Origin of the sequence: Sphingobacterium bambusae (assembly GCF_033955345.1) — a bacterium.
GTDB lineage: Bacteria > Bacteroidota > Bacteroidia > Sphingobacteriales > Sphingobacteriaceae > Sphingobacterium > Sphingobacterium bambusae.
This window is the reverse complement of sequence record NZ_CP138332.1, coordinates 3615506-3628712: the sequence shown is the minus strand read 5'-3', so window position 1 is coordinate 3628712 and position 13207 is coordinate 3615506. Positions and strand designations below refer to the sequence as shown.

The following is a 13207-nucleotide window of genomic DNA, read 5'->3' as shown; positions in this document are numbered from 1 at the left end:
TGCACAATTTACTGAAAAAACTCGCCGTGACACATTCCTAAAAAAAATGGCAGAATTCAATAAAGTGTCTCAAAACGCCAAAAACACAATAAAAAAGTAACCACTCACTTTTTTTTAAAAAAAGTCTTTGCGTGAATATATTATATACCTATGTTTGTAGAAGTAAGGGGAAAATGGAAGAAAGAAAATAAAGACAGTGAGTTTATACTCACACTTTATTTGCCAAGGCTAGACAAACTAAAATGTGATAGACGAAGGTCTTAAATCTTGAAAAAATACAGCTAACCATTTATAAACTAATTTTGTTCTGAAAGCGTATCTCGACCTGTGATACGCTTTTTCTTTTGATGTGTAGTCCGGCATTAATTTATATCTTTGTATTTGGTAGCAGAACACTTTATTCATTTTTAAAGCGTAAATAAAAACAAAAAAGCTATGGGAACAGAAAGTAAGCGACAACAACGGTTTGCGGGTGTGATACAACAGGATCTTGCAGAGCTTTTCCAACGTGAGGGTAATGCATGGGCTCCCGGTGCATTTATTACGGTTACACGCGTTCGGATGACTCCGGATTTGGCTATAGCACGGGTATACCTGAGTTTCCTGAACACCAAAACAGCCAAGGACGATCTCGGAAACATACAAAGCAAGACCAATGAAATTCGCTACAAATTAGGAACACGCATCAAGAATCAGGCACGGATCGTACCGCAGCTGGAATTCTTTTTGGATGATACCAACGAGTACGTCGAACATATGGATAAACTCTTTGACGAAATCAGTAAAGAACCAAGACAACCAGATTAACATCTGGTTTTTTGCTTTTATGCTCCTATGCCCTACCGACTGGACGAACGATTGACTTTTCCGCATCCATCCCTTGCTGATGAAGATGGTCTTTTGGCCGTTGGTGGCGACCTGTCTTCCGAGCGCCTGTTACTTGCCTATGAGCATGGCATATTTCCTTGGTATTCGGATGAGACACCTATTTTATGGTATGCGCCAACAGAACGGTTTGTGCTCTATCCCGATGAAATAAAGATCAGCAAAAGTATGCGGCAGTTTATGCGCCACAGCAGGCTTACGGTTCAGGTAGACCAATGCTTTCAGGAGGTTATCGCAGCTTGCGCCAGCAAGGCTCGTGTGGGTCAGGATGGCACTTGGATCACAGAAGACATGCAAAATGCCTACATCAAGCTACACGAACTAGGCTTTGCGCACAGCGTTGAAACCTATGATGAAAACGGACACCTTGTCGGCGGCCTATATGGCATACAGGTCGGGGGCGTATTTTGTGGGGAGAGCATGTTTTCGCATGTCGCCAATGCTTCCAAACTCGCCTTTATACATCTTTGCCAGCATGCTGACCTCCAATTAATAGATTGCCAAGTGTACACCGATCATCTAGCCTCACTTGGCGCAAAGATGATCTCTGGCGATGTTTATTATGACCTTTTACAACAACAAAACCTAAACCCTCATGCCTTTTAAAGAACATTTTGATATCCCAACGGACATAACCTACCTAAACACACCGGGCAATGGCGTATTGCCTCGTCAAGTGCATCAGTGGAGATCTGCTCGAGAACAGTCGTTTTTTGACTTGAACAGCCTGCTCAGGGATCAACAGGCCGACCTAATCAATAGCGTTCGAGACAGTCTCGGAAATACTTTTGGAGCGCAAGCACAACAGGTATTCTGCACGCCAAACTTTTCCTTTGGCTATAGTACCTTACTCGACTTGCTACCCAAGGAGACTACCTTCCTACTTTTGGACGAGGACTATCCATCCTTAAATTATCCGATCATCAGCCGTAATTTTTCCTATCAGCGTATTCCGTTGAACGCCCAACTGGAGATGAACATACGGGAAGCGGTAACGCAGCATAAACCGGACGTACTAGTTTTGAGCATGATCCAGTATATCAATGGCATCAAAATAGACCTAAACTTTATCAAAGAACTGAAGCATGACTTCCCACAACTGCTCATCATCGGTGACGGAACACAGTATTTTGGGACCGAACCGTTTTCGTTTATCGAATCGGGGTTCGATGCTGTGGGTGGTAGCGGCTATAAATGGCTTTTATCTGGATTTGGCAACGGCTTTTTAATGCTCAGCGATCAATTTATAGAATTTTTACAGCGGGTGATTGGCGCAATAGCGCGCCCCAAGGAGGCCATGTGGGCAGGAAAATCCATGCTGCAAACATTTTTTGAGCCAGGGCACCAAGATACATTGAGCCATGGCACTTTAGGGCAGTCCTTGGCATTCTTGAATAGCTTGGGATTGGAGGCTGTAGGAAAACACATCCGTGATTTATCGCAACTGGCTCATGAGGAGCTGAACAAGCGGCAATTGCTGTTACCCGAAATAGCGGCTCGCACGACCAGATCGAGCTTGATCAACATACAGATTTCACCAGCGCACTATACTACGCTTATGGAATCTGGGGTGAAGTGCTTCCCGCGTGGTAGCGGCATTCGAATAGGTATACACCTGTACAACACAGAAGATGACTTGGATCGCTTATTGCAGATCATCGATCGTCTTTAATACATAAAAGAAAATACGATATATGAAATATAAAATTGGCGACTTGGTTCGCTTCGTTGACGAACCGATCGAGGGGCACATTACCTCTTTTCAAAAGAACGACATTGTTGGTGTGACGGACGAATCGGGCTTTGAGATACCGGTCTTGGTCAGCAAGATAACCCTTGTACACGGCAACATGCGTCGCGCCGACGATGAGGAAGCGCCGCGCAGTTCGGCAACAAGCAACCAACCCTTTGTGGAACGGGGTATCTATTTGGGTGTTGATGGCGAGCAACGTGACGGACTGGCTAAATTTTTTATTGTTAACCACAGCTCCTTCGAATTACTGGTGAGCATTGCTGAAATCAGCGGAAATAAAACAACCGGTGTATTTGCAGAAAAAATACCGCAACAAGATTTTGTACAGTTCTACACCGCGAATTTCAACAGTGTGGGCAAATGGCCTACTTTTGATATTCAAATCTTGCGCCATAGCGGACAGCCGCGTCTTTCGACAGCACCGATAAGAAAGGAGTTTCGCGTGAAACCGATGGATTTAATCTTATCGAAGGAGCAGGACCCTATTATGGATACGAAAATATGGCGGTTCGAGCTGGACAAGCCGGAAGAAAATATCGGGTTGGATAAGTTGAAAGATCATTTCATCAGCCACCGGCCCAACAAACGCTAGTGTTGGTGTTTCCATTAGATACAAAATGCCCGTCAAGACTATGTTCTCGACGGGCATTTTGTATCTGCTGATAGCAAACGAGCTAGGCTTCCGCTGTCTTCTCCGGCTCCGCTTGGGCGACGACCGTCTTCTTTACCGATACCAGCATAACCAGCGCACCAAAAAAGAGGAAAAACCAACCCCATCTCAGATGCAAGGTGGACGACAGCAGATTATCAACAAACTTCATCCCAAAATAATTATTGATCTTGAAGTAGACGGCGACGAATCCCAAAACGCACCAGCCTAGATAAATCTTGGTGCAAAGGCGGTAGAAACTTACTTTTCGCAAGAAGAACGCAAGTACACACAGCGCCAGCAGGCCGTAGGTGATGAAAAACAAACTGGCATCCGTTTGATATAGATTCCAATTCCCTTTTATAGGTACTTTGAGAAAAGGGAGAAATAGTGGTGCCAATGCGGAAACAAAGATGCCTACTAGGGCCATGGGTTTTCGAAGGATGTACATATTGATACTAAATTTTCTATGCAAAGATTTAGAATTCTTTGTCCATTTTATAATAGTTTGTTAAAAAAACAAGAGAAAAATAAGTTGCCTAGATCACATATTCATCAGCCACGATGTGATTGATATCACAACAATGGAGAGACACAAACACTAAGTACTAAAAATCAACACTTTAACAAAAATTTAACATTATTTAAAATCATTCTAAATTCTTCGTATTGACAGATTTTTGACAGAAAAGCCTTTGCTTTCATCTACATTTGCAGGGAGAAATTATAGAGCAAGATAGGCTTTGAAGAATTTAAAAGTTATAGCATTTACCCACAAGCACGTCGAATTAAAAGACTTGGGCAATTTGGTCATCTGCAACGAGGAGTTGGAAGAACGCTTAATTAACCTAAAGAATAGCTTAGATATTCCGGAGATTTTTTACATCGCTACGTGTAACCGTGTGGAGTTTGTTTTTTCTGGCGCCCATGAACTCAATGATGAATTCATTGCTAACTTCATGCACCGGATGAACTTTTGTGTTCCCAGCGAGCGCTTGCAATGTTATTTGGGTCAAGTGACGCGATACTCCGGCATGGATGCTTTAACCCATCTCTTCCGTATGTCCTGCTCCCTAGAAAGTCTAGTTGTGGGCGAGAAGGAAATTCTTGCACAGGTACGCCGCGCTTACGAGCGTTGTCGCGAAGCAGGATTCACCGGTGACTATCTGCGCTTGGTGATGGATCGCTTGGTTAAGACAGCGAAGGAGGTGTATACCTATACCAACATCGCACGCAATCCGATCTCGGTGGTTTCCTTAGCTTACCGTAAGCTCAAAGAAACGAAACTTCCCCAAAACGCTCGTATTTTGGTTATAGGCTCTGGAGAGACCAACCAAAATTTGGCGAAATATCTAAAGAAACATCAACATTCCAACTTTACGGTGTTCAACCGCACGTTGGCCAATGCACAAAAGTTGGCAGCAGAGCTTAATGCGGAAGCTTTCCCGCTTTCAGCATTGGGAAGCTATAAAAAAGGATTTGATGTGATGATTGTTTGTACCGGATCTCCCGAGGCCATTATCGACAGCAACCTTTATGAAATGTTGTTGAATGGAGAGACTGACCGTAAAGTGGTTGTAGACTTAGCAATCCCGAACGATGTCGATGCCGATGTTGTGGCAAACTTTCCTATTCATTACATTGAAGTGAGTAGCTTGCAGGCCATCGCCGAAAAGAACAAGCAGGACCGTTACAACGAGTTGGAAAGTGCAGATGCCATCATCCAACAAAATATTCAAGAATTCCTTCCCATCATCAAGCAACGCCGCGTAGAAGTAGCGATGCGCGAAGTGCCCGAGATGATTAAAGAGATTCGCTCTTTCGCCCTTAACGAGGTATTTGCGGAAGACGTGCAAAAGCTAGATCCCCAAGCACGAGCGGTTTTAGAGAAGGTTATCAACTATATGGAAAAGAAATATATCAAAGTTCCGATGGTGATGGCTAAAGAAATTCTCGTAAAAAATTCCCAATCGGAAATCAACTAATTGCTTTCGTCGTTCAAATTGTAGCCTAATTCTGACAATGATAGTCGGGATTGTATGACTATTTGGTTAAATTTGTACGCATTTTCAACACAAAAGTATTAAGAGTGAACAGAAAACTTATCATTGGAACCCGAGGTAGTCAGCTCGCACTATGGCAAGCCAATCATGTCAAAGCGCGTCTCGCAGAAATTGGGGTGGAATCCGAACTAAAAATAATCAAGACACAGGGAGATATTATTCAACATCTGCGCTTGGATAAACTCGAAGGGAAAGGATTTTTCACCAAGGAGCTCGAAGAAGAGTTGCTATCGGCCCAAATCGATTTGGCTGTTCATTCACATAAAGATCTACCTACCGTGAATCCTCCCGGTTTAATCATTGCCGCAGTATCGGAGCGGGAAGATCCAGCAGAGCTTATTATCATCCATAAAGACTGTGTAGACATTAAGAAACGGTTGTCCCTTAAGCATAACGCGTCTGTGGGCACCTCTTCAAACCGCCGTAAAGCGCAATTGCTATCGTTACGTCCGGATTTGGAATTTACCGATCTACGCGGAAATTTGCAGACACGCATCCAAAAATTGCGCGACGAGCAGTACGATGCCATTGTTTTGGCTAAAGCAGGTGTAGCCCGTATCGATATGGATCTATCAGATTTCCATATTGAGGAGATAGCACCTATTGAAGTGGTACCTGCTCCTGCTCAAGGTGTACTTGCCATTCAGATCCGCGAATCAGACGAAGCATTGTTCCAAATCTTACAAGGAATCAATGACGAGGATGTAGCAGGTACGATCGCTGTGGAACGCAAAGTATTGAATATGTTCGATGCTGGTTGTCACGCTCCACTAGGCTGCTATTGCCGCAAAGCAGACCAAGGTGGATACGAAGCTTGGACATCCATTGCGGAGGATAACGAAGATTTTCCCGATAGGCTATATGTGCAGGCTGATAGCACGGAGGGCATGGCTGACTTGATCTTTTCAAAGTTCCAAAAAGGAAGAAAGATGCCTTCCAGCGTTTTTATCACGCGGGATTTGGACAACAATTCTTACTTAGGTCGATATCTTGCTAAACATCAGGTTCAAGTGGACGCACGTTCGCTGATTAAGATCTACCCAACAATCAACAAACTGGATTCTTTTATTTTGAAGCGTGCAGATTGGATATTCTTCAACAGCAAAAATGCGATCGATCACTTCTTCAAACTAGATCCATTGATCCTTAAGCGCACAAAGCTTGCCGTATTGGGCAGAGGTTCGGAAGATGCTTTACGGAAGTATGACCGTGTGGCAGATTTTTCCGGAGACAACCTAGGTATAAAAACAACCGACATAGCAAAAGAGTTTGCCAAGCTGGTAGATGGTCAAACGGTGTTTATTCCCCGTGCAAAAGATTCCCTTATGTCCATACAGCAGGAGCTAACACCGGAAACCAAAGTGATCGACATGCCGATCTATGAAACGGTACTTGAAGAAAACGTCGATAAATCCAACGCCGATGTATTGATCTTTACCAGTCCAAGCAATGTGGAGGCCTACTTTAGGGATAACCTTGTTGACCCTGGGCAGCAGATCATCTGCATTGGTCATTCCACAGCCAAGAGTATAGAAGCTATGGGTCTACGCTATACGCTTCCATTCACACCGGACGAAATCGGTCTTTCCGAAGCTATTTTTGGATTAAACTATTAATTTTACCGAGAGAGCCCTACAAGCTCTCTTTTTACTTATACATGTTATCATATGATGTTACAACGTCCCCGAAGAAATAGAAAATCAGCCGTTATCCGCGATATGGTTCAGGAGCATCACCTCTCGGCATCAAACTTGATCTTTCCGCTATTTATTGTGGAAGGACAGCAACAGAAAACCGAAGTATCCTCCATGCCTGGAATTTTCCGTTATTCGATCGACAATCTTTTACGGGAAGTGGAGAGCTGCTTGAACCTTGGCTTACGTGCCTTCGATCTGTTCCCGAATATCGAGGATTCTTTGAAAGACAAGTATGCAACGGTAAGCTATAAGGAAGGAAACCTATACCTCCGGGCTATTGAGGCTGTAAAGAAAAATTTCCCAGAAGCCTGCATAGTGACCGACGTTGCGATGGATCCCTACAGCTCCGACGGGCATGATGGTATCGTCAAGAACGGAGAGATATTGAATGATGAAACGTTAGAAGTATTGGGAAAAATGTCCTTGGCACATGCTCAGGCAGGTGCCGATATTATTGCACCATCCGATATGATGGACGGACGCATAGGCTATATCAGGTCGCTTTTGGACGCAAACGGCTTTAAACATGTTTCGTTGATGTCTTATACGGCGAAGTATGCTTCAGCATTCTATGGTCCTTTCCGCGATGCATTGAACTCCGCGCCAAAAGCGGGGGATAAAAAGAGCTATCAGATGAATCCTGCAAATTCGAGGGAAGCCTTGATCGAAGCACAGCTCGATATGGAAGAGGGAGCCGACTTTCTGATGGTTAAACCTGGCCTTCCCTACCTAGATATCGTGAAATTACTACATGATAATTTTGATCTGCCGATTGCGGTTTACAATGTTTCGGGCGAGTATGCGATGTTGAAAGCAGCCATAAAGAATGGATGGTTGCAGGAAGAACGAGCTATCATGGAAACCCTATTGAGCTTCAAGCGTGCTGGAGCTACTTCCATCTTAACCTACCATGCCAAAGAAGTTTTGGAAAAAGGCTGGTTGAAAGCATAAAGAAACGATAAATTATAGGAGGGGTACATGTTGTGCCCCTTTTTTGTTGCCCAGCGGGATAAATCGCTAAGCGTAGACACGCGCGCCTTCGTGAGGCAAGTGCGGATTAACCCCTAATTTGCATGAAATACTGACCCAAAAATGAAGTTCTATTTACGAAAATTGGATAACTTAGCGGCTTAAATTTTCGATTATGGCAACACAGCACCAAGATATATCAAGAGCAAAATCGGCCGAGTTATTTGAGAAGGCAAAAAACTTTTTCCCAGGAGGTGTCAATTCACCGGTACGGGCTTTTAAGTCTGTATATGGAACACCGCTATTCATCGAGCGTGGCGACGAAGCCTACGTTTGGGATGCTGATGGCAATAAGTTCATCGATTTTTGTTGTTCTTGGGGTCCACTTATTTTAGGGCACAATAATGCCCAGATACGTGAGGCTGTAGCGGCACAACTGGACAAGGGCTTAAGCTTCGGCGCTCCAACGCGCCTGGAGAATGAACTCGCTGAATTGATTCTTAGTAATAACAGCTATATTGAAAAGCTTCGTTTTGTGAGCTCCGGAACCGAAGCCGTCATGTCGGCCATACGGTTGGCTAGGGGCTATACCAAACGGGACAAGATTGTTAAATTCGAAGGATGCTATCACGGACACTCGGACTCGTTGTTGGTAAAAGCGGGCTCTGGATTGGTCACCTTTGGCGAAACATCCTCCGCGGGTGTTCCCAAATCGTTTGCCGAGGAAACGATTGTGATTGCACTCGATGACAAAAAGGCTTTGGAAGAGGTTTTCATTCGTTTTCCAGATCAAATCGCAGCCGTTATTATAGAAGGCATTCCGGCTAATAATGGGTTGCTTCTTCAAGATCAGGAATACATCCATTTCTTACGGGCGATTACCAAAGAACACGGTTCGCTGCTAATCTTTGATGAGGTTATCACCGGTTTTAGATTGGGCTTTCAAGGTGCCGCGCATCACTATGCTGTACAGCCCGATATCATCACCTATGGAAAGATCATTGGCGGTGGTATGCCTGTTGGAGCTTATGGTGCGTCAAAAGAAATTATGTCCCATATCTCTCCTGATGGAGGCGTGTACCAGGCAGGTACTTTATCCGGTAACCCCATTGCTATGGTAGCCGGTATAGCCACCCTGACACAACTCGCGGCTTCAGGGTTTTACGATAAGCAAGAGCAAACTACGAAAGACTTTGTTGAGACACTACGCAACTACATTGCCGATAAAAATTATGAAGTACAAATCTTTACTGTAGGCTCTATTTTCTGGTTTGCTTTTACTGCGCAGCAACGGATAAGCCGCGCGGAGCAAATAGATCCCCAGTCTATGGAGAAATACAAAATTATGCATCGCGAACTCTTAAATCAGGGAATATATTTTGGCCCTTCCGGATATGAAGTAGGCTTTATTTCCAGTGCACATACCGAGGAAGATCTCGCAACGAGTATTCAGGCGATAAAAAACGCTTTGGACATCGTTTTTCAATAAAGAAAACTTTTTAGAGGCAGGATTGTTAAATAGCAGGTTAATATATAAAATCATTCAAATCAAAAGATATGAAAATGAAGACATTGACAACTGCTTTAGCTGTTCTCGCGGTATCCGCAAGTATTGTATCCTGTAATTCGACAACAAAGAACAGTGAAGGCCAAACCCAAGATTCCACAGCGTTAGCAGACTCTGTTGGCGCTATCGCGGTAAATCCTTTACAGCATTCGAAAGAATTTCCCGGAGCGACGTTAAAGATTGCTTCAATCACTTCCGAAAAGGTAGGAACGGATTCTGCAAAGATTACGGTAAAGTATGACGTGAGTAACTTCAAGCTTACCGAACAGACGGAACATGAACATCATATGGCCAATTCGCATGAAGGACAGCACATCCATTTTATATTGGATAACACCCCTTATGCAGCGCTTTACAAGCCGGAACATAGTGTGACTGTACCGTTGAATTCCGAGCATTACCTGATGTCATTCCTGTCTCGCTCCTACCACGAGTCTATCAAAACGCCAGAGGCACATAAATTGGTCAAATTTAAGATCGATGCCGAAGGTAAGCTGACCGAAGAAGCAGCACCGAAAGATATTGCGCTATTTTATAGCCGTCCGAAAGGCGATTATAAGGGTGAAGATACGAAAGCTCTACTTTTGGACTTCTTTATTGCGAATGGTACGTTAGCTGCTGATGGACATCACGTTAAAGCTTCTATTAATGGGCAAGACTTTACACTCGATCAATGGGTGCCTTACGAGATTTTAAATCTTCCAATGGGTGAAACGACGGTTAAATTAACGCTTGTGGATAAGGATGGAAATGCCGTTACCGGCGATAACGTTTCAGTGGAACGTAAAATCAATCTCTCCGCAGAGTAATATTGATAGGCTCAAAACAAAAATCTCCGCACCTAGGTGCGGAGATTTTTGTTTTTTTACAGGTATCTACTAGATTTAAAAACCCACACTTTTCAAATTCAAGCCCGTACGCTCGTCTAGGCCGAATAGCAGGTTCATATTCTGCACAGCTTGTCCAGAAGCACCTTTTAGGAGATTATCTGTCGCATTTAAAATCAGTAGTTGATTACCGTGTTTCTCGAGATGAATAATACTTTTATTGGTATTCACAACCTGCTTCAGATCAATATTCGCTTTACTAACCCAGATAAACGGATGCTCCCCGTAGTAACGTTCATACAATTGGTAAGCCTCCGCTTCACTTAATGCAGATTCTACATAGATGGCTGAAAAGATGCCGCGAGCAAAGTCACCTCGCTGCGGCACGAAATGAATCTTCTCTGCCGCGCGAGCCAAGAGCGATTTTTCAGACGATGGTAAGAAACCAGCTTGTAGCTGATCCAACGATTCCGATATCTCCTGTAGATGTTGGTGTTCAAAAGACTTGTAAGCCGACAAGTTGTTGTTGCGCCAAGAGAAATGCGTCGTTGCACCGGGCTTTTGCCCTGCACCTGTAGAACCCGTTGTCGCATTGATGTGTACCGCATCAGGCAACAGCCCCTGCTGTGCTAAAGGAAGCAAGGCTAGTTGAATATTGGTTGCAAAACATCCGGGATTTGCAATATATTGCGCCGATCGTATACGCTCTTTATTCAATTCTGGAAGACCATAAACAAATTCTCCACCTTGATATGCTGTATTTGCTTTCAAGCGATAATCCTGCGATAGGTCGATAATTTTCACGCTTTCCGCTATGGGATTAGTTTCTAAGAATTTACGTGCATCGCCATGTCCTACACATAAAAACAAGACGTCGATATCCGAATGAAATTCTGCAGAAAACGTAAGTTCCGTATCCCCGAAAAGGTCGTTGTGAACATCATACACTTTGTTCCCAGCGTTTGATGCAGAGTTTGCAAAAACGATCTCGACATGGGGATGATAGATCAGTACACGAAGTAACTCCCCTCCGGTGTATCCCGCCGAACCAATTATACCTACTTTAATTTTGCTCATCATTAAATCATGTTATGCAGCCCCTAGAAAACAAAGAGAGAAACCCTGTTATAGACCTCTCTCCTTGTTGCCCACAGGGCCTACTATAATACTGTTTTTGTAAACGTTAAAAATTCCGTATCAGGATCCTCGATCTGAAATCCCATTTTCCTGTAGAGGCGTTGGGCGGTTACATTTTCGACCTGTGTGGAAAGGCGCACAAAAGTAGCCCCTTCCTGTTTGGCAAACGCTAGCGCCTTTTTTATCAAGCCTTCACCAACACCTTGGCCACGCGCCTTAGCATCCACATATAAATCATTTAAGACCCAATTTTTACTCGTCCTCATCGAAGATAATACCGGATAAAGCTGTGTAAATCCGACAGCTACATCCTCATGGTAAGCAACGAAAATAACCGATTCATTTCCGCTCAGTCGAGCTTCCAAAAATTGCCGGGCACGATCCATATCAGATACCTGCTTGTAAAACACACGATAGGCATCAAAAAGAGGAACCACATCGGCCAAACGATCCAAGGAGATACGAATGATCATCTTTATTTTTCGTTGACTTTATGCCAAATGATCGTTTGGTTACCGAAAATCTTCGCAAAGCCTTTAACATCATCACCGGTATATCCTTTGTTCATTTCGCCGTAACTTCCAAACTTATTGGACATCAGATCGTGATCTGATTCGATACCGATAACGATGAAACGGTAAGGGTGCAATTCGACGATAACACGCCCTGTTACGGCTTCTTGTGAAGAACTAAGGAACGCTTCGATATCGCGCATGACGGGATCGTGCATCTGCCCTTCGTGCATGTAGTTACCATAGAAAGCAGCGATCTGGTCTTTCCAAGACAACTGCCACTTGGTCAAGGTATGTTTTTCCAAGGTATGGTGCGCTTTGATCAGAATCAATGGACCAGCAGCCTCAAATCCCACACGTCCCTTTATACCAATGATGGTGTCACCAACGTGGATATCCCGTCCGATACCATAAGGTTGCGCCAGATCTTGCAATTGCTGGATAACTTTCACGGCACCAATTTCCCTGCCATTGAGGGCAATAGGTTCTCCTTGCACAAAATCGATTGTAACGCGCTGTGGCTCGGTAGCAGAAATTTGCGTTGGCCATGCCGATTCCGGCAGATATTGGTTGGATGTAAGCGTCTCTGCTCCGCCTACAGATGTTCCCCATAGCCCTTTATTGATGGAGTACTTCGCTTTTTCGGCGTTGACCTCTACACCATGTTTGGCTAGGTATTCGATCTCCTCTTCGCGGGAAAGCTTAAGATCACGGATTGGTGTGATGATCTCCACCCCAGGAATCAAGATATTGAAAATCATATCGAAACGCACTTGATCGTTACCTGCTCCCGTAGAACCATGTGCCACACAAGCGGCACCAATCTTCTTAGCATAATTGGCAATGGCTGTTGCCTGACAAACCCGCTCGGCAGAAACCGACAACGGATAGGTTGCATTTTTCAGCACGTTCCCAAAAATCAAATATTTAATCGTATCGCGGTAATAGTCTTCGGTTTCATCAATAACCTGGTGGGATTTTACCCCTAGATCGTAGGCACGCTTTTCTATAGCCTGCAATTCATCATCGGAAAAACCACCAGTGTTGACCACCACCGAGTGTACTTCAAGACCTAGATCTTTGGTGAGATAGATACAACAAAAAGAGGTATCCAAACCACCACTAAACGCCAATACTACTTTTTTCAT

13 protein-coding genes are annotated in these 13207 nt (G+C 44.0%); 9 read left to right on the top strand and 4 right to left on the bottom strand.

Translation table 11 applies throughout. From position 1 onward, the window contains the following. The first annotated feature begins 435 nt into the window (after positions 1-435). The 4 genes from rbfA to SCB77_RS15070 are packed head-to-tail and all read left to right on the top strand — an operon-like array spanning position 436 to position 3230. The gene (rbfA, locus tag SCB77_RS15085) at positions 436-807 is read left to right on the top strand and encodes a 30S ribosome-binding factor RbfA (RefSeq protein WP_320182830.1); all 372 of its coding nucleotides are present in this window, start codon (positions 436-438) and stop codon (positions 805-807) included. Positions 808-834: 27 nt separating this feature from the next. Next, positions 835-1491 carry a leucyl/phenylalanyl-tRNA--protein transferase gene (gene aat / locus SCB77_RS15080; protein ID WP_320182829.1) on the top strand — a complete coding sequence of 219 codons (657 nt, stop codon included), beginning with the start codon at positions 835-837 and terminating at the stop codon, positions 1489-1491. Continuing rightward, positions 1481-2557 carry an aminotransferase class V-fold PLP-dependent enzyme gene (locus SCB77_RS15075; protein ID WP_320182828.1) on the top strand — a complete coding sequence of 359 codons (1077 nt, stop codon included), beginning with the start codon at positions 1481-1483 and terminating at the stop codon, positions 2555-2557. Before aat ends, SCB77_RS15075 begins: the two co-directional genes overlap by 11 nt. 22 nt (positions 2558-2579) lie before the next feature. Beyond that, on the top strand, positions 2580-3230 hold the full coding sequence (locus SCB77_RS15070; protein WP_320182827.1) for a hypothetical protein: 651 nt from the start codon (positions 2580-2582) through the stop codon (positions 3228-3230). Positions 3231-3312: 82 nt separating this feature from the next. Here SCB77_RS15070 and SCB77_RS15065 read toward each other — a convergent pair whose 3' ends face one another. Continuing rightward, on the bottom strand, positions 3313-3762 hold the full coding sequence (locus tag SCB77_RS15065) for a hypothetical protein (protein ID WP_320182826.1): 450 nt from the start codon (positions 3760-3762) through the stop codon (positions 3313-3315). A 268-nt stretch (positions 3763-4030) separates the two neighbouring features. On the opposite strand from SCB77_RS15065, the gene hemA reads away from it, so the two are divergent. From hemA to SCB77_RS15040, 5 genes are all read left to right on the top strand, one after another. After that, positions 4031-5272 carry a glutamyl-tRNA reductase gene (gene hemA / locus SCB77_RS15060; RefSeq protein WP_320182825.1) on the top strand — a complete coding sequence of 414 codons (1242 nt, stop codon included), beginning with the start codon at positions 4031-4033 and terminating at the stop codon, positions 5270-5272. 104 nt (positions 5273-5376) lie between these two features. Next, a complete protein-coding gene (hemC, locus tag SCB77_RS15055; RefSeq protein ID WP_320182824.1) occupies positions 5377-6966 on the top strand; it encodes a hydroxymethylbilane synthase in 1590 nt (529 codons plus the stop codon). A gap of 54 nt (positions 6967-7020) precedes the next feature. Further along, positions 7021-7998: a porphobilinogen synthase gene (gene hemB, locus SCB77_RS15050; RefSeq protein WP_320186631.1), complete on the top strand. Its 978-nt coding sequence runs from the start codon at positions 7021-7023 to the stop codon at positions 7996-7998. A gap of 193 nt (positions 7999-8191) precedes the next feature. Then, entirely contained in the window at positions 8192-9505 is a 1314-nt protein-coding gene (hemL, locus tag SCB77_RS15045) for a glutamate-1-semialdehyde 2,1-aminomutase (RefSeq protein WP_320182823.1), read from the top strand. A gap of 74 nt (positions 9506-9579) precedes the next feature. Continuing rightward, positions 9580-10392 carry a hypothetical protein gene (locus tag SCB77_RS15040; RefSeq protein ID WP_320182822.1) on the top strand — a complete coding sequence of 271 codons (813 nt, stop codon included), beginning with the start codon at positions 9580-9582 and terminating at the stop codon, positions 10390-10392. Positions 10393-10467: 75 nt separating this feature from the next. Here the strand turns inward: SCB77_RS15040 and argC are convergent, their stop codons facing one another. The 3 genes from argC to argG form a co-directional block, all read right to left on the bottom strand. Then, positions 10468-11487, bottom strand: coding sequence for an N-acetyl-gamma-glutamyl-phosphate reductase (gene argC, locus SCB77_RS15035; protein ID WP_320186630.1), 1020 nt, complete (start codon positions 11485-11487; stop codon positions 10468-10470). A gap of 83 nt (positions 11488-11570) precedes the next feature. Then, positions 11571-12020, bottom strand: coding sequence for a GNAT family N-acetyltransferase (locus tag SCB77_RS15030; protein WP_320182821.1), 450 nt, complete (start codon positions 12018-12020; stop codon positions 11571-11573). A gap of 2 nt (positions 12021-12022) precedes the next feature. Then, entirely contained in the window at positions 12023-13207 is a 1185-nt protein-coding gene (argG, locus tag SCB77_RS15025) for an argininosuccinate synthase (protein ID WP_320182820.1), read from the bottom strand.